18 protein-coding genes are annotated in these 21420 nt (G+C 67.3%); 14 read left to right on the forward strand and 4 right to left on the reverse strand.

The window, feature by feature from the left end; all coding sequences use genetic code 11:
- The first annotated feature begins 149 nt into the window (after positions 1-149).
- Entirely contained in the window at positions 150-1733 is a 1584-nt protein-coding gene (gene serA, locus IE191_RS15685) for a phosphoglycerate dehydrogenase (RefSeq protein WP_191325328.1), read from the forward strand.
- 75 nt (positions 1734-1808) lie between these two features.
- Here the strand turns inward: serA and IE191_RS15690 are convergent, their stop codons facing one another.
- The gene (locus IE191_RS15690; protein WP_191325329.1) at positions 1809-3827 is read right to left on the reverse strand and encodes an energy transducer TonB; all 2019 of its coding nucleotides are present in this window, start codon (positions 3825-3827) and stop codon (positions 1809-1811) included.
- Positions 3828-3997: 170 nt separating this feature from the next.
- On the opposite strand from IE191_RS15690, the gene IE191_RS15695 reads away from it, so the two are divergent.
- The 3 genes from IE191_RS15695 to IE191_RS15705 all read left to right on the forward strand — a co-directional run bounded on the left by IE191_RS15695 (position 3998) and on the right by IE191_RS15705 (position 5143).
- The gene (locus IE191_RS15695; protein WP_191325330.1) at positions 3998-4354 is read left to right on the forward strand and encodes a hypothetical protein; all 357 of its coding nucleotides are present in this window, start codon (positions 3998-4000) and stop codon (positions 4352-4354) included.
- Positions 4351-4746: a YigZ family protein gene (locus IE191_RS15700; RefSeq protein WP_229815473.1), complete on the forward strand. Its 396-nt coding sequence runs from the start codon at positions 4351-4353 to the stop codon at positions 4744-4746. The genes IE191_RS15695 and IE191_RS15700 overlap by 4 nt, the downstream gene beginning before the upstream one ends.
- A gap of 61 nt (positions 4747-4807) precedes the next feature.
- Entirely contained in the window at positions 4808-5143 is a 336-nt protein-coding gene (locus tag IE191_RS15705; RefSeq protein ID WP_229815476.1) for a hypothetical protein, read from the forward strand.
- 25 nt (positions 5144-5168) lie between these two features.
- Here IE191_RS15705 and IE191_RS15710 read toward each other — a convergent pair whose 3' ends face one another.
- The 3 genes from IE191_RS15710 to IE191_RS15720 form a co-directional block, all read right to left on the reverse strand.
- Positions 5169-5345 carry a hypothetical protein gene (locus tag IE191_RS15710; RefSeq protein ID WP_191325331.1) on the reverse strand — a complete coding sequence of 59 codons (177 nt, stop codon included), beginning with the start codon at positions 5343-5345 and terminating at the stop codon, positions 5169-5171.
- A gap of 51 nt (positions 5346-5396) precedes the next feature.
- Positions 5397-6764: an HD-GYP domain-containing protein gene (locus IE191_RS15715; protein WP_229815478.1), complete on the reverse strand. Its 1368-nt coding sequence runs from the start codon at positions 6762-6764 to the stop codon at positions 5397-5399.
- Positions 6765-6923: 159 nt separating this feature from the next.
- A complete protein-coding gene (locus IE191_RS15720) occupies positions 6924-9305 on the reverse strand; it encodes a TonB-dependent receptor plug domain-containing protein (RefSeq protein WP_191325332.1) in 2382 nt (793 codons plus the stop codon).
- 244 nt (positions 9306-9549) lie between these two features.
- Between IE191_RS15720 and IE191_RS15725 the strand changes: the two genes are divergently transcribed.
- The 10 genes from IE191_RS15725 (at position 9550) to rsmA (ending at position 21404) form a co-directional block, all read left to right on the forward strand.
- A complete protein-coding gene (locus tag IE191_RS15725) occupies positions 9550-10701 on the forward strand; it encodes an ATP phosphoribosyltransferase regulatory subunit (protein ID WP_191325333.1) in 1152 nt (383 codons plus the stop codon).
- 157 nt (positions 10702-10858) lie between these two features.
- Positions 10859-12148 carry an adenylosuccinate synthase gene (locus IE191_RS15730; RefSeq protein WP_191325334.1) on the forward strand — a complete coding sequence of 430 codons (1290 nt, stop codon included), beginning with the start codon at positions 10859-10861 and terminating at the stop codon, positions 12146-12148.
- Positions 12149-12179: 31 nt separating this feature from the next.
- The gene (locus IE191_RS15735; protein ID WP_191325335.1) at positions 12180-12713 is read left to right on the forward strand and encodes a L,D-transpeptidase family protein; all 534 of its coding nucleotides are present in this window, start codon (positions 12180-12182) and stop codon (positions 12711-12713) included.
- Positions 12714-12820: 107 nt separating this feature from the next.
- A complete protein-coding gene (locus IE191_RS15740) occupies positions 12821-13888 on the forward strand; it encodes a winged helix DNA-binding protein (RefSeq protein WP_191325336.1) in 1068 nt (355 codons plus the stop codon).
- A 100-nt stretch (positions 13889-13988) separates the two neighbouring features.
- Complete coding sequence (locus IE191_RS15745) at positions 13989-15317, forward strand: NAD(P)/FAD-dependent oxidoreductase (RefSeq protein ID WP_191325337.1); 1329 nt, start codon at positions 13989-13991, stop codon at positions 15315-15317.
- Between the two features lie 26 nt (positions 15318-15343).
- Positions 15344-16687: a glutamine synthetase family protein gene (locus IE191_RS15750; RefSeq protein WP_191325338.1), complete on the forward strand. Its 1344-nt coding sequence runs from the start codon at positions 15344-15346 to the stop codon at positions 16685-16687.
- Between the two features lie 53 nt (positions 16688-16740).
- On the forward strand, positions 16741-17808 hold the full coding sequence (locus IE191_RS15755; protein ID WP_191325339.1) for a polyamine ABC transporter substrate-binding protein: 1068 nt from the start codon (positions 16741-16743) through the stop codon (positions 17806-17808).
- 167 nt (positions 17809-17975) lie between these two features.
- Positions 17976-19382: a peptidylprolyl isomerase gene (locus IE191_RS15760; protein WP_373299308.1), complete on the forward strand. Its 1407-nt coding sequence runs from the start codon at positions 17976-17978 to the stop codon at positions 19380-19382.
- Between the two features lie 181 nt (positions 19383-19563).
- A complete protein-coding gene (gene pdxA, locus IE191_RS15765; protein WP_191325340.1) occupies positions 19564-20568 on the forward strand; it encodes a 4-hydroxythreonine-4-phosphate dehydrogenase PdxA in 1005 nt (334 codons plus the stop codon).
- Positions 20565-21404: a 16S rRNA (adenine(1518)-N(6)/adenine(1519)-N(6))-dimethyltransferase RsmA gene (rsmA, locus tag IE191_RS15770; RefSeq protein ID WP_191325341.1), complete on the forward strand. Its 840-nt coding sequence runs from the start codon at positions 20565-20567 to the stop codon at positions 21402-21404. Before pdxA ends, rsmA begins: the two co-directional genes overlap by 4 nt.
- Positions 21405-21420 lie beyond the last annotated feature (16 nt).

The raw sequence follows: 21420 nt of genomic DNA on the forward strand, positions 1-21420 counted from the left end.
GGGGCCCCACGCGACATTGCCTGCCACGGCAAACAAGCGGGACCCCGGATCAAGTCCGGGGTGACGAGGGGAGAGAGGCAAATTCCCCATTTCTGCCGGCATTTCCGGCACGCGCCGCCTGATCCGGCGCACCCCATGGAGCAAAGACCATGACCAAGCCCAAGGTTCTCATTTCCGACAAGATGGACCCCAACGCCGCCCGCATCTTCCAGGAGCGCGGCTGCGACGTGGACGTGATCACCGGCAAGACCCCGGAAGAACTCAAGGCGATCATCGGCCAGTACGATGGCCTGGCGATCCGCTCATCCACCAAGGTGACCAAGGAAATCCTCGAAGCCGCGACCAACCTCAAGGTTGTCGGCCGCGCCGGCATCGGCGTGGACAACGTCGATATCCCGGCCGCTTCGGCCAAGGGCGTGGTGGTGATGAACACCCCGTTCGGCAACTCGATCACCACCGCCGAACACGCCATCGCCCTGATGTTCGCGCTCGCCCGCCAGTTGCCCGAGGCCGACGCCTCGACTCAGGCCGGCAAGTGGGAAAAGAACCGCTTCATGGGCGTGGAAGTCACCGGCAAGACGCTTGGCCTGATCGGCGCGGGCAACATCGGCTCGATCGTTGCCAGCCGCGCACTGGGCCTCAAGATGAAGGTCGTGGCCTTCGACCCGTTCCTCACCCCCGAGCGCGCGGTGGAAATGGGCGTCGAAAAGGCCGACCTGGAAACCCTGCTGGCCAAGGCGGACTTCATCACCCTGCACACGCCGCTGACCGACCAGACCCGCAACATCCTCTCGGCCGAAAACCTCGCCAAGACCAAGAAGGGCGTGCGCATCGTCAACTGCGCGCGTGGTGGCCTGGTCGATGAAAAGGCGCTCAAGGAACTGCTCGATTCCGGCCACATCGCCGGCGCCGCACTCGACGTGTTCGAAACCGAACCGGCCAAGGACAGCCCGCTGTTCGGCACGCCCAACTTCATCTGCACCCCGCACCTGGGCGCCTCGACCACCGAAGCGCAGGTCAACGTGGCCTTGCAGGTGGCCGAACAGATGGCCGATTTCCTGGTCACCGGCGGCGTGACCAACGCACTCAACATGCCCTCGCTCTCGGCCGAGGAAGCGCCCAAGCTCAAGCCCTACATGGCGCTCGCTGAAAAGCTCGGCACCCTGGTGGGCCAATTGGCGCACGACAACCTCGCCAAGATCGCCATCGAAGTGGAAGGCGCTGCCGCCCAGCTCAACCAGAAGCCGATCACGGCGGCGGTCCTCACCGGCGTGATGAAGCAGTATTCCGACACCGTGAACATGGTCAACGCGCCGTTCCTGGCCAAGGAACGCGGGCTCGACGTGCGCGAAGTGCGCCATGATCGCGAAGGCGAATACCGCACCCTGGTGCGCGTGACGGTCAGCACCAGCCAGGGCGATCGCTCGGTCGCCGGCACGCTGTTCGGCAACGGCCAGCCGCGCCTCGTCGAAATCTTCGGCATCGGCATCGAAGCCGATCTCGACGGTGACATGCTCTATATCGTCAACACCGACGCGCCGGGCTTCATCGGCTCGATCGGCACCCTGCTGGGCCAGTCGGGCATCAACATCGGCACGTTCCACCTCGGCCGCCGCGAGGCCGGTGGCGAAGCGGTGCTGCTGCTCTCGGTCGACAGCCCGGTGAACGAAGACGTGCTGGCCAAGGCCCGCGAAATCCAGGGCGTGCGCCTGATCAAGGCGCTCAAGTTCTGAGCGGCTTTTCCGTTTCAGGCCTGGCCTGAAAGGCCGAAAGGGGCGGTGCCGGCCGGCGCCGCCCCTTTTTGCATCTCAGGACTTCTTCTTGATCTCCTTGGCCACCATCGTGTTGCCTGGGATGTTGAAGCGGATCGTTTCGCGATTGGCGCTGCACGCCGCGCCATTTTCCGGGCGATAGCTGGCCTGATAGCGTGCCTTGGCCAGCATGCTGTGGGCGGCATCGTCGAACACGAATGGCGGATAAGACGCCACCGCGCGCAGGCCGGCGGTGTGGCCATCGGCCAGAATGTCGTATTCGCTGCGCACCCAGCCTTCAAATCCCCAGCGCGCGGCGTCCATCGGGAAGGCCGTGGAACCAGTGTTGATCGCGGTCAGCGCCGGCTTCGGGCCGATCAGCGCGCATTGCTCCTGAGTCAGGCCGGTCTGGGCAAACAGCCGCTGCGCTTCGTCCAACTGGCCCTGGCTGGCGGCCTGGTTGGCCAGGCGCAGCAGGGCGAACTGGCGCAGCGGATGGTGGGCGGGCAAGTCCGCGTCGGCGGCCACGCGCTGCAACACGGCCGTGACATTGGCCTGGTCGGCCGGCAACGGACGGCGCGGCAGGGCGAGCAGCATGCTGGCGTTGCGCGCCAGGGGATCGGCGGCAATTGCCGGCTCGGTGGCCAGCGCCTGCAACGCGGGATAGCTACGGGTATCGCGCAGGGTGACGCGGCTGGACTGCTTGGCGGAGGTAATGATGTCCACGCGGTGGGCCGTGAGCAGAACCCGCGCGGCGTTGCGCACGGCCGGGGGCAACGAGGCATCCTGCGCCACCACCAGCCCGCGATCGATCGACGCCAGTTGCTCGGCATCAGGCCGTAGGTCTGCCTCGGCCAGCATCACGCGCGCGGCGAGTTCGGCTGCGGTCTTGCCACCCTGCCGGGCCGATTCCGCCGCCGCCAGCCAGGGAGACCAGCCATCCTGGCCCATCGGCAGCGCCAGCCGGGCCTGCTGCGCCCAAGCCGCAATCGCCTCCTTCAACGGCGCGTCGGGCGTCAGGCCACCGGTGCCCCGGCTGCAACGCAGTTCCACCCGCGCGGTGGCGCGAAAGAACGCGGGCATCTTGGCCGCGTCCTCGGGCTTCCAGTGCCAATCGGCCGCCGCGCGGGAAAAGGCGCTGGCCTTGGCATAGTTGCCGGTGCTGTAGACGGTCTGGGTGGCCAGCACATCGCCGCTTTCGCCGATCACCAGTTGCACCACGCCCACGTCATCGGGCGAAAGGCCGGTTTCCGGGCCGCAATCGGGTGAGTCCATCCGCGCCGCACTGCCAAAGCTGGCGCTGCCTGCGTGCCCGGCGCCGGAATAGGCCATGTAGCGGCGGGCATCTTCCGTCTGCTTGGCCAGCAAGGCGGCCTGGGCCAGGTCCTGGCGCAGACCGGCGTCGAACTGGCTGATCTGGCTGCGCATGCCGCCGGTCAGTTTCAATGCGGCTTCAAGTTCGGCCTGGCCGGCCTTGACCTGCCCGCGATTGAGCATGGCGCGGCCCAGCAGCAAGTGCCATTGCGCCAGCATGCCCTTGTCCGGCGCGGGCTTGGCGGATTCCAGCCGCAACCCTTCGTTGGCGGCATCAATGGCGCGGTTGTCGCCGTCGAACGCGGTGAGCAAGGCAATGCGCTGGAGCGTGACGCTCCGCGAGCCATCCTTTTGCAGGGCCAGCGCGGCATCGAAATGGGCGAGCGCACCGTCATGGTCCCAGCGGGTCGCGGCCAGCGCGCCCAGCGTGTTTTCGGCGTCGGCCACGTCGAGCGCCAGATCGCTGGCATGCGGGCGCATGGCGGCAAGCCCGGCCACCAGCAGCGGTTCGCCGCGATCGGTCTCACCGGTGCGGACCAGGCACGCGCCGCGGTGCGCCATGATCACGGCCGCCGCCACGCTGGTGGGCTTGACGTGGGGATCGGCAGCCAGCGCATCGAGCAGCGGCAAGGCCGTCGCGCAGTCGTTCTTGTCATAGGCGGCCGTGGCCATGTCGAACCGCTGTTGCAGGCTGCCCTGCGGAGCTGGCTGGGATGCAGGCTGGGCGACTGCCGTGGCGACAGGGACGAGAACCGTGAACAACGCTGTCGATCGCAGACGCAAAGCCGATCTCCCTGGCCATTTACTTCGATTTACATGAGAAATACTATGAAGCAATGACAAGCCTGTCCACCACGATCGCGCGTTTTGTTGTCCCGCCTGGACGATGGCTTGCCGGCGCTTTTGCGCTCTCCCTGGCCCTCTCGCTTGCAATGCCCACCTCGGCCTTGGGGGCAGAGCCGCATCGCATCGTGCTGCTTGGCGCGCGCTGGTGCGCGCCGTGCATGGCCGAATATGCCAATCTCCCGGCCCTGGTGCGCGCGGCGGCGCCCGATCGCGTGGTGCTGGCCTGGATCGATCGCCCGATCGCGGTGCCGGCCGGCCTGCAAGGCCAGGTCGACAGCCTGCCCGCGCCGGCCGCGCGCGCCCTGGCCGAGCATGAACTGGGCGTCGGCTTTGGCCTGCCCGCCGCTCTCGCCCCAGGGCGCGGTTGCCCGCCTTGGCGTGGGCCGTTGCACCCGACGGACCTGGCCACTTGGCGCAGTCATTGCGCAGGCGCGGCGCATTGATCGCTTGCCTCGCGGCCATTCCGGGGCCAGTCGCCACCACGATGCGCACGCTCGACAACATCGTTTCCGATCGCGGCTCGAAATACGCCGTCTCCGGCGCGCCATGTCGCTCCGCCGAGGAAGCGCGCGCGCTGGTCGACCAGCTCAAGATGATCAAGAAATTCGCCAAGGCCACCCACAACACCTGGGGCCTGCTCTGCGCCGCCGGGCCGATCAAACATGATGATGGCGAAAGTGGCGCTGGCATGGTGATCCTGCGCATGCTGGAGCGCGAGGGGCTGCGCGATCACGTGGTCGTGGTTACCCGCTGGTATGGCGGCAAGCATCTGGGCGGCGACCGCTTCCGCCATGTGCAGACAGCGGTACGCACCTATCTCGACAGTCTGGCGTGAACGCGACGGACCCGAACGCCGCCTGGCCGGTTGTGCGTTGCAGGCCGATAAAGGAATTTCCATGACTGCCCACGCTTCCCCCTCGCCCGCCGCCTGGCTGTCCGCCATGATCCCGCTGTGGAACCAGCAGGCCATGTTGGGCGCCGAAGCCTCCCAAGTGGTGGCGCGGCGCCTGTGGCTGATCGCGCTGGGCGATCCGCGCGCAGCGGCCGAAAGCCAGCGCATGGTCACCGAAAAGATCGAGGCGCTCGGGCAGGTGTGGTGGGACATGGCGCGCGTGCAGGCCGACGCCCTGATGCGCGGCCGTCCGGCCCCTGCCCCGCACATTCATGCCCGGCGCGCGGTGCAGACCTATCGCCGCAAAGTGCGGGCCAACTTGCGCCGCCTGTCGGGCTGAACAGCGCCCACGCGGCAGGCGCCGGTCAATCCCGCCGCGTCGCTTTGACGAGGCCCCAGCCCATCGCGCCGCTCAGGCCAAGCGCCACCGCCAGGCCCAGCCCCGCGCCCCATTCCGCCCCGCTGCGGCCGGCCAGCAGCCCGCCCGCAATCAGGCCCAGGATGGGGAACACCAGCAAGGCAAGACATCCGACGGCGACCATGGATAACTCTCTGCCCGCCGCGCGATGAACCGCTCGTGAGCTGTCCCGGTCTTACGCCACCATCGCGCGCAGCGCCTCGAAACAGGCGCCGTCGATCGCCTTGCCCACTTCCCCGCCCATGATCGCCAAGGCGCGCTCCACCGGCATGGCGGCGCGATAGGGCCGGTCGGCGGTCAGCGCGTCATAGAAATCGGCAACGCTGATGATCCGCGCCTCGGTGGCGATCAGGCTGTGGTCGAGCCCCAAGGGATAGCCTGTGCCATCCAGCCGCTCATGATGCGCGCCGGCAACGGCGGCCATGTCGCGCAAGGGGCCGATGCGCGACAGGATTTCGGTGGTGTGGCTCGCATGGCTGCGCATTTCCACCCACTCGGTATCGTCCAGCTTGCCCGGCTTTTCCAGCACGCGGCTGGAGACAGCCAGCTTGCCGACATCGTGCAGCACCGCCGCCCGGCGCAACCCGCGCAAGTCGCCCTCGGCAACGCCCATCGCCCGGCCCAGGGCGGTGGCATAGCGACCCACGCGGCAGGAATGGCCGCCGGTATAGGGGCTCTTGGCATCGATCACCGCGCCAAAGGCATCGGCAATGTCGTCGAGGTAATCCTCGTCCACGGCCACGCGGGCTTCTTCAGGCTCCAGCGCGCGAACGTGCAGTTCCAGCGCGGGATCGTTGCAGTGGCTCCAGAACCCCGGCTGGGCGCAGACCCGCACGAAGGCATCGACCAGCTCGGGATCGAGCCAGGTGCCGCGCCGCGCCTGCACTTCGGCCAGCGCCGCTTCCGGCCCGGCGGCCATCTGGAACACATCGGCAATCTGCGCCAGCAAGGCCAGGCGCGCGGGCAAGGGAATGGCGTGCCCGGCCAGGCCCAGCGGCTTGCCGCCACCGTCCCAATGCTCGTCCAGCGCGGCAATCGCGCCGGCCACGCTTTCGGGAAAGCGCAACTGCCGCGCGATCGTGGCACCGCGCGTGCAGCGCGTCTGGATCAGGTCTGTGGCGATCCGGGTGCCATCGCGCAGGATCGTTGCGATGGCCCGCATGCGGGCTGAAAGCGGTTCGCCTGCACCGGTCTTGCGAAACACGAAGCCCAGCGTCGGCCCCAGCCCTTGCCCGATCAGCTTGAACTCGTGCTTGAACGCGCGATCATCGGCCAGATAGAGTTCGGAAATCCGCGCGGCATTGCTGGAACAGCCCAGATCCTTGAGCAGCGTTGCATAATAGATCGTGCGCCGTTCCGCCGCCGGCAGGCCCAGTGCCAGTGCGATCTGGCTGGCGATCCAGCAGGCGCGCAGGGAATGACCCGCCGGCTGCCCCTCGGTCAGGTCAAGGGCATAGGAAAAGGCCCCCAGGATCTCGCTGAGCGACGTGGTGGCCATGGTGGGCCGGTCAATCTGGAATTCCTGCGCGAAAGCATGGCGCATGGGCGGCCCCTGTTCATCGTTGTCACAACACGAGTGACACGATTCGCGTTAAGAGGCCGTTCCCATCGGGCTGTCTTTTGGTGCGGCTTCCTCGTCGCAACAAAAAAGGGGCAGCCATCGCTGGCCGCCCCCTCTTTTCGGTCACCGCCGTGGCGGATCTTACCAGTTCACGCCGAGGCGCGCATAGAGGAAGCGCCCGTTGAACCCGAACGGCGAGAAGAACGGAAACGCCACGCCGCCATTGGTCGCCATCAGGTTGGCCGGCACCTTGTCCGGATAGATGTCCAGCAGGTTGTTGGCGCCCAGGCTGATCGTCGCGCGATCGAGCAGCTTGTAGCGCACTTCCAGATCGGTGATCGCGCGCTGGCCGGTGTAGAAATCACCCGAGGCCGTGCTCGCCGGCTGGATCACGTTGCCGTAATAGGTGACGCGCGCCGTGGCGCCCAGCTTGCCGAGGGTCCAGTCCAGCGTGCCGACCACCTTTTCGCCCGGCGTGCCGTTGGTGATGGTGACGATGCGCTGGCGGGCAAACAGCGCGGTGGTGCCCACGGGGTTGGCCGGCACGCTGTCCACGGTCATCTTGTTGACATTGCCGGCCAGGGTCAGGTCGAACGTGCCCAGGCTGTCGGTGCGGTGGCGATAATGGGCCACGGCATCGATGCCCTTCGCGGTGTTGTGGATACCGTTGACGAAGAAGCGCGCCGCCGAAACATCCAGCAATGCCTGGTCAGCCGCCGACAGCGTGAGGTTTTCCGACAGGCCCAGCCCGTCGCGCACCTTGATCAGGTAGCCGTCCACGGTCAGGTCGAACCCGCCGAAGCGGATCACCGTCCCGGCCGAGAAGTTGACCGACTTTTCCGGGCGCAGCGCCTGGCCGCCCAGCGACTTTGCCACCGCGCTGGTCGAAGGGAACGTGCCGGTATCCACGATCACGCCATTGGTCAGCACCGACGAGGTGGTGGTGAAATACTGCTGCTGCAACGACGGCGCGCGGAAGCCGGTGGACACCGCGCCGCGCAGGGCAAACCAGCGGGTGAAATCGGCGCGGGCCGAAACCTTGCCGGTGGCGATGTCGCCAAAGTCGGAATAGTGCTCGCCACGCACCGCCGCGCCCAGCGTCAAGACCTTGGGCAGCTTGGCTTCGAGGTCGAGATAGGCGGCATTGCTCACCCGGCTCACGCGCAGCGCATTGCCCGGCTGGAATCCGGGAAAGCCCTGGGCGCCGCCCGAAAGCGACGACGAAGCACCCTCGGCGCGGATGTACGAGGCCTGCTCCCCAGCGTTGATGCGATAGCCTTCGCGGCGCCCTTCCACGCCCCAGGCCACGTTCAGGTTGGTGCCGCCCAGGTCATAGGCGCGGCTGGCATCGATGCCGCCCACCCACTGGTCATAGATCAGCGCGCCGTCATAGAAATTGGTCGGGGACGATGCGCCCAGCGTCGAATTGATCGAGTTGAGCGTGCGATAGTCCAGCCGGTTGCGGCCATAGGAAAGCTTGATCGTCGCGTCCCATTCCCCCCACTTGCCCTTCAGACCGGTGGTGGCGGTCAGGTCCTTGGAGCGCACGTTGATCAGCGGCAGGAACCCGTCGGGATAGACCGAGGCGACGTTGTTGGCATTGCTGGGATTGCGGGCAAAGGCCGCGCTGGTGCTGTCGCGGAACTGATAGCCGCCAAACAGGAACGCGCTCCAGCCGCTGTCGCCCAGCGGCAGCGACGAGTTGATGTAGCCGGTGCCCTGCTGCACCTTGGGATCGCCGATGCGCGAGCGCACCTTGTTGGGCGTGTCGCGAATGTCGAGATCCGAACGGTTGGTCGGCAGGCGATTGAGGAATTCGCCGGTCACGGTCAGGAAGCCGCCGTTGTTGCCCAGCTTCAGGCCCTGCCACGCGCCCACGGTCAGCGTGTCGCCGTCGGTGATATGGCGGGCCGAGCGCGCGCCGTTGAACTGTGTATCATATAGGCCATAGCTGACCACCGCGCCGCCGCCATGATCGGCCTCGCGCAGGCGCATGTTCACCACGCCGGCAATCGCGTCGGAGCCATACTGGGCCGAAGCACCATCGCGCAGCACTTCGACCGAGCCGAGCGCCAGCGTGGGAATGGTGTTGAGGTCAACCGCGGCCGAACCACGCCCCACCGAGCCGTTGAGGTTGACCAGCGCCGAGGCATGGCCGCGCACGCCGTTGATCAGCACCAGCGTCTGGTCGGGCGAGAGGCCGCGCAGCGTGGCCGGGCGGATCGAGTCGGTGCCATCGGTGCCCGCCGAGCGCGGGAAATCGATCGATGGCGCCACGTTGGCGATCGCCGCGCCCAGTTCCGTGGTGCCCTGGCGAGTCAGGGCATCGGCCGTCAGCACGTCCACCGGCGCCACCGTGTCCAGCTTGGTGCGATTCTGCGCGCGGGTGCCGGTCACCACGATTTCGGCGTCGGCGGGCGGCGCGGCACTGTCGGCCTCGGCGGCAAAGGCAGGCGTGGCAGCCACGAGCGGCAGCGCCAGCGCCGCGCCGGCCAGGAACAGGTATCGATTGGTGTTGATCATGCGAAAGCCCCGTGACGAAACAATTTGTATAAGTCTTTCCGCTCTTTGTCGGATTTCATCGACCAGCCAGGGTCTAGGGCGCGCCAAGGCTTGGGGACAATTTGAATTTTGTCATCGATCACAGTTTTGACAATCATGTTGCAGCGCGGCAACGGCTTGCCTGGTCAGGCCAGCGTGGCAGGACGACCGGCACCTTGGCTTTTTCCCTACCCGCCACCGGCCAATGCCGCTAAAGGCGCGGGCCATGGACACCAGCGATCCCGATCTCCTGCCGGCCGATCTTCTTCCCGAAGGCCTCGAAGACCGTCTTCCCCGCGCTGCGGCGGCCGCCACGCGCGTGATGCGCACGATTCATGGCGTGATGGAAGGCCATGGCTATGACCGCGTGCTGCCGCCGATGATCGAGTTCGAACGCTCGCTCGCCAGCCGCATGGCCGGGATCACCTCGCGCCGCATGTTCCGCTTCGTCGATCCGCAATCCTTGCGGATGATGGCCCTGCGCAGCGACATCACGCCCCAGATCGGCCGCATCGCCGGCACGCGCCTGGCCGCCGCGCCTCGCCCCTTGCGGCTGTGCTATGCCGGCCAGGTCGTCACCATCAAGGGCGACGGGCTCGATCCCGCGCGCGAAAAGCTGCAATGCGGCGCCGAACTGATCGGCGCGGACAATGTCGCGGCCGCAGCCGAAGTCGTCGCCGTGGCGATCGAGGCACTCCAGGCCGCCGGCGCCAAGGGCGTCAGCGTCGATTTCACCCTGCCCGACCTGGTCGATACCCTGGCGGCAGAGGCCCTGCCGCTGGCCCCGGGCCAGATCGACGCAGTGCGCCGCGAACTCGATACCAAGGATGCCGGCGGCCTGGTGGACGCAGGGGGCGAAGCTTACGTGCCGCTGCTCTATGCCACCGGCGATTTCGCCACGGCGATCGACAAGCTTGCCGCGATCGATGCCGGCGGCGCGCTCGCCGGGCGCATTGCCGCGCTGCGCGAGATCGCGCTGCGTCTTGATGGCCGCGCCCGCCTCACGCTCGATCCGTCCGAACGCCATGGCTTTGAATACCAGTCGTGGTTCGGCTTCGTGCTCTATGCCGAAGGCGTGCGCGGCGCGCTGGGCCGGGGCGGCACCTATCGCATCGCTGCGCCCGATGCCGATGGCGCTGGCCACGAAGGCGAAGTGGCCACCGGCTTCTCGCTCTATCCCGATGCCCTGATCGACCTGATCGCCAGTGCAGAGCCGCCGGCGGACAAGCTGTTCCTGCCGCTCGGCCACGATCGCGCTGCGGCCGATCGCCTGCGCGCCATCGGCTGGCGCACCGTGGCGGCGCTGAGCGAGGCGGACGAGGCCGCGACGCTCGGCTGCACTCACGTTCTGGGCGCAGCGGGGCCGGTGGCGCTGTAACGCCTGTCGCAGCAGTCTTGACTCTTGCCGGGCGGTGCCCCTAGGGCGCCACCCGCACCGACCGGGCGCCCCCGCGCGCCCCCTTGTTCCACCCGCTGCGCCGAGTCCTGTCGAAGGGCGCTGTTCGGGTCCACCTGGCAGGTGGAGGAGTGTATCTGTGGCAAATGTAACCGTGATCGGCGCCCAGTGGGGTGACGAAGGCAAAGGCAAGATCGTCGACTGGCTGGCCAGCCGCGCCGACGCGGTCGTGCGCTTCCAGGGCGGGCACAATGCCGGCCACACCCTGGTGGTGGGCGAGCAGGTCTACAAGCTTTCGCTGCTGCCCTCGGGCATCGTCACCGGCACGCTGTCGATCATCGGCAATGGCGTGGTGCTCGATCCCTGGGCGCTCAAGGCCGAGATCGAGAAGCTGACCGCGCAGGGCGTGGAAATCAACGCCGACAACTTCGCCATTGCCGACAATTGCCCGCTGATCCTGCCCTTGCACCGCGATCTCGACGGGTTGCGTGAGGCGGCCGCCGGCGCCGGCAAGATCGGCACGACCGGTCGTGGCATCGGCCCGGCCTATGAAGACAAGGTCGGCCGCCGCGCCATCCGCGTGTGCGACCTGGCCCACCTCGACGCGCTCGATGCGCAGCTCGATCGCCTCTGCGCCCACCACGATGCCCTGCGCGCCGGCTTTGGCCAGCCGCCGGTCGATCGCGCCGCACTGCTTGCCGAACTGCGCGAAATCGCGCCCTATGTGCTGCAATTCGCGCAGCCGGTGTGGAAGCGTCTCAACGCCGTGCGCAAGGCCGGCGCGCGCATCCTGTTCGAGGGCGCGCAGGGCGTGCTGCTCGACGTGGACCACGGCACCTATCCGTTCGTCACCTCGTCCAACACCGTGTCGGGCACCGCCGCGTCGGGTTCCGGCCTCGGCCCCTCGGCCACCGGCTTCGTGCTCGGCATCGTCAAGGCCTATACCACCCGCGTCGGCTCCGGCCCGTTCCCCACCGAGCTGGCCGACGAGGTTGGCCAGCGCCTGGGCGAGCGCGGCCATGAATTCGGCACGGTCACCGGCCGCAAGCGCCGCTGCGGCTGGTTCGACGCCGTGCTCACCCGCCAGTCCTGCGCCATTTCCGGCGTCACCGGCATCGCGCTGACCAAGCTCGACGTGCTCGACGGGTTCGACAAGGTGAAAATCTGCATCGGCTATCGCCTGAACGGCAAGGTGCTGGACTATTTCCCGAGCCACGCCGCCGACCAGGCCAATGTCGAGCCGATCTACGAGGAAATGGACGGCTGGCAGGGCACCACCGCCGGCGCCCGCTCGTGGGCCGATCTGCCCGCCCAGGCGATCAAGTATATCCAGCGCGTGCAGGAACTGATCGAAACCCCGGTGGCCCTGGTCAGCACGTCGCCCGAGCGCGAGGACACCATCCTCGTGCGTGATCCGTTCGTGGATTGATCCGCAGGGCCGGGTCGCTAGGATGGCGCCCATGCGCCGTCCCCTCGTCCTTGCGGTCCTGATCGTGGCGGCGGCGGGCCTCTGGGCCTTGCCGCCGCTGCTGTTTTCGCCACCGGCGCGGGCGCAGGCGGCCGGTCCCGAACCGGACGTTGCGCGCGTGCGCGTGGAAAAGGCCGCGCGGCGGCTCACCCTGCTTGATGCGGACGGGCGCCCCTTGCACGTGTTCACCGCCCTCCAGCTAGGCCCACACCCGGTCGGCCCCAAGCATTTCGAAGGCGATGGCCGCACGCCCGAAGGGCACTACACGATCGATCGCGGCAATCCGCGCAGCGCCTATCACCTCTCGCTGCACATCTCCTATCCCGATGCTTCAGACCGCGCCTATGCCGCAGCGGCCGGCCGGGCGCCGGGCGGCGAGATTTTCCTGCATGGCCAGCCCAATGCCTTTGGCCCGGTGCGCGCGCCCGGAGACTGGACCGAAGGCTGCATTGCGCTCACCAACTCCGAAATCGAGGAAATCTGGCAGCGGGTTGGCGATGGAACGCCCATCGATATCGAGCCCTGAGGCGAAACGGCCCAGCCACGTTGCTCCAAAATCGAGGTATCTGGCGTTGACCTGATCCCGCTTTGTTCCACAAGTGTTCGCATACGCGATTTTACGGAGTGGGGACAATGGGGCAGGCTGCGGCGCGTTTTGAATATGGGCTTCCTGATGAAGGGCTTTCCGGCGACAGCGGGGCGGCAAACGACCGGGTGCAGGAACGCCCGCTGGGCTGGAGCCATGGCGAGGGGCGCGGGGTGCAGCCGCTGGCCGTCTCGATCTTTGCCGATCGGGGCTATCTGCGGGCGGAAATGGCCGAAGATGCCGCCGCCGCCGGCCTGCGCGTGGCGCAGACCAGCGATCTCGAACGCCTGGTGGCCGATGTCGCCACGCCTGGCCTGGGCGATGTGGTGCTGGTCGATTGCCCGGTGATCGATGGCAGCGAACTGGCCGCGCTGTCCCGGCTGGACAGCCGCGCGGCGCAAAGCGGTTCGCAGCTTGTCGTCTCCACCAGCATCGGCTCGCTGGACGAAGTCTATGGCTGCCTCGACCAGTCCGAAGCGCAGATCCTGGTCACGCCCAGCCGCGCCGAGCGGGTGATCGCGATGGGCCGGGTGCTCGCCCGCACCGGCAACCGCGTGCGCGAACTGGGCGAGGAAGACCGCCTCACCCTGCTGCGCCTGACCGAGCAGGTGACCAACATTGCCGCCCGGCTGGAACAGCTTTCGTCCGGCAACAACGTCGATGCCGAAACCGCCTCTGCCTTCCGCTTCAATGGCGAGAACGGGGAAGCCGGGCCGACCAGGCTGGACGACGGCACCGACCGCCTGGTGCGCACGGCGCGGCCGCCGCTGCCCGATCCGCGCCTGGTGCGCAAGATCATCCGCCAGCGCCAGTTGCGCGCCCGCTTCTTTGAAGGCGACCTCTTCGCCGATCCGGCCTGGGACATGCTGCTCGATCTCACTGCCGCGCGGGTGGAACACGTGCGCGTTTCGGTCACCTCGCTGTGCATCGCCTCGGGCGTGCCGCCCACCACCGCGCTGCGCTGGATCGGCCAGATGACCGACGCCGGCCTGCTCCAGCGCGTAGACGACGAGACAGACCGCCGCCGCGCGTTCATCACCCTGACCGACAAGGCGGCCGACGCCATGGCCCGCTATTTCGCCGAACTCGGCTCCTCGGCCAACGCACTGGTATAAGCGTCCTGTCAAACCGGTGCACGGGCTGCACCGGTTTGACAGCCAAGCCCCCAGCCGCCCGGCTTGTCGCCTTCCGGCCCATGCAGTAGCATCGTCGGCAATGTTGACGCTGCGATCCATCGAGCGGGCAGGACCAACCGGCGAGGATGTGCGGGCCTATCCGCTGTCCTATTACGCCGCCACCACGCCCACGTTCTTTAACGGCGCGGCGCTGGATCAGGATGTGCAGGCCGACGCCTGCATCATCGGCGGGGGCTACACAGGTCTGGGTGCCGCACTGCGGCTGGCAGAGGCCGGGCGATCGGTCGTTCTGCTGGAAAGCGGGCCCGTCGGCTGGGGCGCGTCAGGGCGCAACGGCGGCCAGGTGCACCTGGGCTGGAACAAGGACCAGGCCTGGCTGGCCCGCCGCCTGGGGCAGGATAGCGCCCGCGCGCTGTGGACCATGGCCCGCACCGCGCGCGACCATCTCGACCGGCTGATCGCGCTCGATCCCGATCGCTGCGATTTCCGCCCCGGCCTGATCCACGCCGATCACAAGCCCGGCTATGTCGCGCAGACGCATGAGCACGTCGCGTTCATGCGCGCCGAATATGGCCATGATGGGCTCACCCCGCTCGATCTCGCCGATATCCGCGCCCTGGTGGGCAGCCAGGCCTATTTCGGCGGCAGCCTCGATGCGGCCGGCGGCCATCTCCATCCGCTCAGGCTGGCGCTGGCCATGGCCCGCGCGGCCCGCGATGCCGGCGCCGCGATCCACCCGCACAGCCGCGCCACCGCGCTGGCGCAGGACGGCGCCGTCTGGCGCGTGGAAACGCCGGGCGGCACGGTGCGCGCCGGGCAAGTGCTCGTCGCCACCGGCGGCTATGCCCAGGGGCTGGTTCCGGCAGTCGATGCCCATGTCCTGCCGATCAACAATTTCATCGCCACCACCGTGCCGCTCGGGGCAGAGCGCGCCGCGGCGCTGGTGGCCGGGGAATACACGGTCTCGGACTCGCGCTTCGTGGTCTATTATTTCCGCGTGACGCCCGATCACCGCCTGCTGTTCGGCGGCGGGGAGCGCTATTCCTATGCCTTGCCGGGCAATATCGCCGCCTTCGTGCGCCCCCACCTGCTGCGCGTGTTCCCGCAACTGGCCGATGTGCCGATCGACCACGCCTGGGCCGGCACGCTGTCGATCACCCCGCACCGCCTGCCCCATGCCGCGCAGGTCGCGCCCGGACTGTGGTCGCTCAGCGGCTTTTCCGGGCTCGGCGTGGTCCTGGCGCCTTGGCTCGGCGCAGAGATCGGCGCGGCCATGGCCGGTCTGCCCTCCCCCGCGCTCAATCTGGCGCGCCGCCTGCCAACCCCGCGCTTTCCCGGAGGCACCTGGCTGCGCTGGCCGACCATGGCCGCCGCGATGACCTTCTACGCCCTGCGCGACCGTTTCTGACCCCTTTTCAATAAGCGAGTGATCCCATGACCGAAGCTTTTGCCGAATGGATCCGCGAAAAACGCATCAGCGAGGTGGAATGCCTCGTCCCCGATATCAACGGCGTGGTGCGCGGCAAGGTCTGGCCGGCCGACAAGTTCATCGCCTCGGTCGGCAACATGAGCCTGCGCCTGCCCTCCTCGGTGTTTTCCGTCACCATCACCGGGGACTATGCCGATACCGACGAGGAGGATTTCCTCTACCGCGATCCCGACGTGACGCTGCTGCCCGATATCCACTCGATCTGCGTCGCGCCGGGCTTTCGCACGCCGACCGCCTTTGTCGTCGCCGATGCACTGCACCGAGACGGCTCGGCCTTTGAAGTGGCGCCGCGCCACGTGCTCAAGCGCATGCTCGCGCGCTATGCCGAAATGGGCTGGCAGATGCTCGTCGCGCCCGAGCTGGAATTCTACCTGACCGAGGTCAATTCCGATCCCGACCTGCCGATCCAGCCGCCGCGCGGGCGCTCGGGCCGCGCGGAAAGCTCGCCCCAGCCCTATGGCCTTGAATCGGTGACCGAATACGAAGACATCATCGAGGAAATCTACGACAATTCCGAAGTCGCCTCGCTGCAACTCGATACGATGATCCACGAAGGCGGCACGGCCCAGCTCGAAATCAACTTCAACCACGGCGATCCCGTGGCGCTGTGCGACCAGGTGGTGATCTTCAAGCGCATCGTGCGCCAGGTGGCGCTCAAGCATGGCGTCTATGCCACGTTCATGGCCAAGCCGATGGAAAGCCAGCCGGGCAGCGCCATGCACCTGCACATCTCGGCCGTGGATGGAGAGGGGAACAACCTGTTCGGAACGCAGGCCGGGCTGACCCAGGAATTCCGCTGGTTCGTCGGCGGCATGCAGCGCTACCTGCCGCAGGTGGTTCCGCTATTTGCGCCCAACGTCAATTCCTTCCGCCGCATCCGCCCGGCCCACAGCGCGCCGATCAACGTGCAATGGGGGCTGGACAACCGCAGTTGCGGCTTGCGCATTCCGGTCAGTTCGCCGCGCAACACCCGCATCGAAAACCGCCTGCCCGGCGCGGATGCCAACCCCTATATCGCCATCGCCGCAACGCTGGCCTGCGGCTATATCGGCCTGACGCAAAAGATCGAGCCGCTGCCGCTGATCACCCGCAACGCCTATGACGAGGAACGCACCCTGCCGCGCAATCTCGACGCCGCGCTCAAGCAGATGATCGAGTGCCAGCCGGTGATCGACCTTCTGGGCGAGCAGTTCATCAAGGCTTTCTACGAGATCAAGCTCAACGAACTGGCCGCCTATGACGAAGTGATCTCGTCGTGGGAACGCGATCACCTCTTGCTCAAGGCCTGATCTGCCCGCAAAGCCGCTGCCGGGTTTCCCCTGCCTTCAGGAATTGAACGAAGATGGTCCATTCCCGCCGCATGTTCCTGCGCCAGGCCGGCCTTGCCGGCATCGGCCTGTCCTTTACCGGAGCGCTGGGAGCCTGTTCGCGTGGCAAGCCGGCCCGCGCGGTCAACCTCTACACCTGGGACACCTATATCGGGAAGAACACCGTCGCCGATTTCACCAAGGCGGCGGGCGCGGGCGTGAACATCAGCCTGTTTGCCAACAATGACGAGCTGTTTGCCAAGCTGCGCAGCGGCAACCAGGGCTATGACGTGATCGTGCCTTCCAACGATTTCGTCGAACGCATGCATGCCGCCGGGCTGCTGACCGAGCTGGACCACAGCAAGATTCCCAATCTCAAGAACATCGCGCCGCAGTTCCTCAACCCGCCGTTCGATCCCGGCCGCCGCGTCTCGGTGCCCTATACCTGGATCGTCACCGGCATTGGCTATCGCAAGTCCAAGGTGCAGGGCGTGCCCGATAGCTGGAAATGGGTGCTCGATTCCGATCGCTACAAGGGGCGCATCGCCCTGCTGGCCGAAGCGAGCGAGCTGTTCGAGATCGGCGCGAAGTATCTGGGCCACCCGGCCAATACCAACGATCCAGCGGTGATCGCGCAAGTCAAGGCCATGCTCCTTAAGCAAAAGCCCAATATTGCCGCGTTCCACGACGACAACGGCCAGGACCTGCTGCTCGCCGGAGACGTCGACCTGGTGATCGAATACAACGGCGATATCGCCCAGGTGATGCGCGATGATCCCGATCTCGATTTCGTGATCCCGCGCGAAGGCGGCATCCTGGCCAGCGACGGCCTGTGCATTCCGCGCGGCGCGCCCAACCCCGATCTGGCCTATGCCTTCATCGATTTCGTGCTGGGCGCGCAGGCCGGGGCGGACATTGCCCGCACCATCCGCTATCCCACCCCCAACCAGGCCGCGCTGGCGCTGATGCCTGCCGACTATCGCGACAGCAAGGTGATCTTCCCGCCGGCAGAGGCGCTCTCCCGCTGCGAATATTCGCGCTATCGCGGGCCGGAGATGAACAGCCGCTATGAGCAGGCGATGACCCAGGTTCGCGCCGGATAAGCGGCGATGCGCGCCACTTTGATGCAAAGTTTTCCCCCAGCAGGCCAATTCCGGCGTTGCATTCCCGGCCGCTTGCCGCCACTCAGCGTGGGTTAAGCCGGGGGGCTGCACGCCCGCAGACGCCCGCAAAACGCATTCTGCATGCCTGACAGGAAGTTCAGATCGCCATGAAGTCCATCTACCGGCTGCCCCATTTCCGGATGCGCCCTCTGGTCGGCCGGGCCGCACTGGCGCTGGGCCTTGCCGCCACGGCCGCCTTGCCGGTGGCCGGCAGTGTCGCCCAGGCGCAAGCAGGCAATACGCAGGCCGAAGGCGCTGCCGCCGATGCCTCGGGCCAGCTCAACATTCCGGCCAACGTGCAGATCTTCGGCAAGAGCGACCCCAACGTGCGCCGCGCCACCGCGATCGTGAACGGCGAGATCCTGACGGGCACCGACATCGACCAGCGCCTGGCGCTGATCGTCAATGCCAATGGCGGCAAGGTTTCGGCCGAGGAACAGGAACGCCTGCGCCTTCAGGTGCTGCGCAACCTGATCGACGAAACGTTGCAGATCCAGGAAGCCAAGTCGGCCGGGGTGGATGTGGACGATGACGAGGTCAACCAGACCTATGAGCGTGTCGCCCAGCAGAATTTTGGCCAGAACCCGGCGGCGCTGGACAAGTACCTCGTCTCGATCGGCTCCTCGCCCGCCTCGCTCAAGCGCCAGATTCGCGGCGAACTGTCGTGGCAGCGCCTGCTGCGCCGCAACGTGCAGCCGTTCATCAATGTCTCCGACGGCGAAGTGAAGGAGATGATGGAGCGCCTCAAGGCCGCCAAGGGCACCGAGGAATACCGCATCGGCGAAATCTACCTCTCGGCCAATGACCAGAACCGCAGCCAGGTGATGGCCAACGCCAACCAGATCGTCGAACAGCTCAAGAAGGGCGGCAGCTTCGTCGCCTATGCCCGCCAGTATTCCGAAGCTTCCACCGCAGCGGTGGGCGGCGACCTGGGCTGGATTCGCCTGGCCCAGTTGCCGCAGGATCTCGCCAACGTGGCAAACTCGATGCAGCCGGGCCAGTTGGCCGGGCCGATCGAGATTCCCGGCGGCTATTCGATCCTCTACCTCATCGACAAGCGCCAGGTGCTGACCGCCGATCCGCGCGACGCGGTGCTCAGCCTCAAGCAGATCTCGCTCACGTTCCCCAAGGGCACCACGGAAAAGGACGCAGCCGCCAAGGCCGCCGTCTTCGCCTCGACCGTCAAGACCATCCACGGCTGCGGCGAGGCCGATGCCGCCGCCGCCAAGCTGGGCGCCTCGGTCGTCACCAACGATCAGGTCAAGGCACGCGACCTGCCGGCGGCCTTGCAGGATTCGATGCTCAAGCTGTCGATCGGCGAAGTCACCCCGCCGTTCGGCTCGATCGAGGACGGCGTGCGCGTGCTGATGCTGTGCGGCCGCGACGATCCCAAGGTTTCGGATGGCCCGAGCTTCGAGGAAATGCAGTCGCAGATGGAAGACGACCGCGTCAACAAGCGCGCGCAGACCTACCTGCGCGACCTGCGCCGCGACGCGGTGATCGAGTATAATTGAGGTGCTTGCCGCCACCACCCCCAACCCCCTCCTCTAAAGAGGAGGGGGCTATCGTACTCCCCCTCCTCTTCAGAGGAGGGGGTTGGGGGGTGGTGGCGGCCCGGACCCAACGCCCGAACCATATCCAAACCCGCACCAACACCCACTACCCCAGCCCAGCAAAGCCCGATAACCCAGCGCCATGAATCCCATTGCCATCTCCCAGGGTGACCCCGCCGGCATCGGCCCCGAACTGATCGCGGCCTCGTGGATCTTGCGCGGCATGGCGCGGCTTGAGCCGTTCGTGGCCGTGGGCAGCCGCCGCGTGCTGGACGAAGCGGCGCGCCATCGCGGGCTGGACGTGCCGGTGCGCCCCGTGGGCAGCCTGGCCGAAGCGGTAGCGACGTTCGATTCCGCCCTGCCGGTGCTCGACCTGGGCGATGCGGACTATACCCCCGGCCAGCCGACCGAGCAGGGCGCCCTGCTCGCGCTCGATGCGCTCGACGCAGCCACGCAGCTTACCGTGGCGGGGGAAACCTCGGCCCTGGTGACCGCACCGGTTTCCAAAAGCCGCTTGGCCAGCGTGGGCTTCAACCATCCCGGACAGACCGAATTCGTCGGCCAGGCCAGTGGCGTGGCGCCCGAAGACGCGGTGATGATGCTGGCCGGCCCCTCGCTCAAGGTCGTGCCGATGACCGTGCACGTACCGCTCCATGCCGTGCCGGGGCTGATCACGCCCGAACTGATCACCCGGCGCAGCGCGATCACGGCGCGGGCCCTGGTGCGCGATTTCGGCATTGCCGATCCGCGCTTGGCGGTGGCCGGGCTCAACCCCCACGCCGGCGAGGACGGCCGCATGGGGCACGAGGACCAGAGCTACATCGCGCCGGCCGTCGCCGCGCTCCAGGCCGCCGGCATTGCCGCGCGCGGCCCGCTGCCGGCCGATACGATGTTCCACGCCCAGGCGCGCAGCACCTATGACGTGGCGATCTGCATGTATCACGATCAGGCGCTGATCCCGTTGAAAGCGCTCGATTTCGATGATGGCGTCAATGTCACGCTGGGCCTGCCGATCATCCGCACCTCGCCCGATCACGGCACCGCCTTCGGCATTGCCGGCAGCCGCCAGGCGCGCCCCGGCGCGATGATCGCCGCCATTCGCCTGGCCGGCGAATGCGCAGCCCGCCGCGCCAGCACCACGGCATGAGCGCGCCCGACTTTCCCGGGCCAGAGCTTCCCCCGCTGCGCGATGTCGTCAATCGCCACGGGCTGCTCGCGTCCAAGGCGCTGGGCCAGAACTTCCTGTTCGACGAGCAGTTGCTGGCGCGCATCGCCGCCATTCCCGGCAAGCTCAAGGGCGCCAACGTGCTCGAGGTTGGCCCCGGCCCCGGTGGCCTGACCCGCGCCCTGCTGCGCGCTGGTGCCAATGTCACCGCGATCGAGATGGACAAGCGCTGCCTGCCCGCGCTGGCCGAACTGGCCGAAGCCTTTCCCGGCCAGTTGCGCGTGATCGAGGGCGACGCCACCAAGGTCGATCCTGCCACCCTGTTCGACGGGGCATGGCACGTGGTAGCCAACCTGCCCTACAACGTCGGCACCATGCTGTTTACCGGCTGGCTTTCGGGCCAGGCCTGGCCGCCAGCCTGGCTGTCGCTGACGCTGATGTTCCAACTCGAAGTGGCCGAGCGCATCGTGTCGGGCGCGGGCAGCGATGCCTATGGCCGGCTGGCGATCCTGTCGCAATGGCGCGCCACCCCGCGCATTGCCATGAAAGTGCACCGCAGCGCTTTCACCCCGCCGCCCAAGGTGATGTCCGCCATCGTCCACGTCACCCCCGCCGCCATGCCCGAGGGCGTTTCCGCGCGGATGCTGGAGCGGGTGACCGAGGCGGCCTTTGGCCAGCGCCGCAAGATGCTGCGCCAGTCGCTGAAAGGTCTGCCCGGCGCACTCGACGCGCTCGATGGACTGGGCATCGACCCGGCGCGGCGCGCCGAAACCCTGACGGTCGAAGATTTCGTGGCGATCGCCAAGGCGCTTTCGTAAAACGGAACGCCGCCGT

It is taken from the genome of Novosphingobium pokkalii (assembly GCF_014652855.1).
Taxonomy (GTDB): domain Bacteria; phylum Pseudomonadota; class Alphaproteobacteria; order Sphingomonadales; family Sphingomonadaceae; genus Novosphingobium; species Novosphingobium pokkalii.

Coding starts and splice junctions, on each gene's coding strand:
- IE191_RS15725 (WP_191325333.1), top strand. CDS start 9,550: ATGGACACCAGCGATCCCGATCTCCTGCCGGCCGATCTTCTTCCCGAA.
- IE191_RS15740 (WP_191325336.1), top strand. CDS start 12,821: ATGGGGCAGGCTGCGGCGCGTTTTGAATATGGGCTTCCTGATGAAGGG.
- rsmA (WP_191325341.1), top strand. CDS start 20,565: ATGAGCGCGCCCGACTTTCCCGGGCCAGAGCTTCCCCCGCTGCGCGAT.
- IE191_RS15720 (WP_191325332.1), bottom strand. CDS start 9,305: ATGATCAACACCAATCGATACCTGTTCCTGGCCGGCGCGGCGCTGGCG.
- IE191_RS15715 (WP_229815478.1), bottom strand. CDS start 6,764: ATGCGCCATGCTTTCGCGCAGGAATTCCAGATTGACCGGCCCACCATG.
- IE191_RS15755 (WP_191325339.1), top strand. CDS start 16,741: ATGGTCCATTCCCGCCGCATGTTCCTGCGCCAGGCCGGCCTTGCCGGC.
- IE191_RS15760 (WP_373299308.1), top strand. CDS start 17,976: ATGAAGTCCATCTACCGGCTGCCCCATTTCCGGATGCGCCCTCTGGTC.
- pdxA (WP_191325340.1), top strand. CDS start 19,564: ATGAATCCCATTGCCATCTCCCAGGGTGACCCCGCCGGCATCGGCCCC.
- IE191_RS15745 (WP_191325337.1), top strand. CDS start 13,989: ATGTTGACGCTGCGATCCATCGAGCGGGCAGGACCAACCGGCGAGGAT.
- IE191_RS15695 (WP_191325330.1), top strand. CDS start 3,998: ATGCCCACCTCGGCCTTGGGGGCAGAGCCGCATCGCATCGTGCTGCTT.
- serA (WP_191325328.1), top strand. CDS start 150: ATGACCAAGCCCAAGGTTCTCATTTCCGACAAGATGGACCCCAACGCC.
- IE191_RS15710 (WP_191325331.1), bottom strand. CDS start 5,345: ATGGTCGCCGTCGGATGTCTTGCCTTGCTGGTGTTCCCCATCCTGGGC.
- IE191_RS15750 (WP_191325338.1), top strand. CDS start 15,344: ATGACCGAAGCTTTTGCCGAATGGATCCGCGAAAAACGCATCAGCGAG.
- IE191_RS15735 (WP_191325335.1), top strand. CDS start 12,180: ATGCGCCGTCCCCTCGTCCTTGCGGTCCTGATCGTGGCGGCGGCGGGC.
- IE191_RS15705 (WP_229815476.1), top strand. CDS start 4,808: ATGACTGCCCACGCTTCCCCCTCGCCCGCCGCCTGGCTGTCCGCCATG.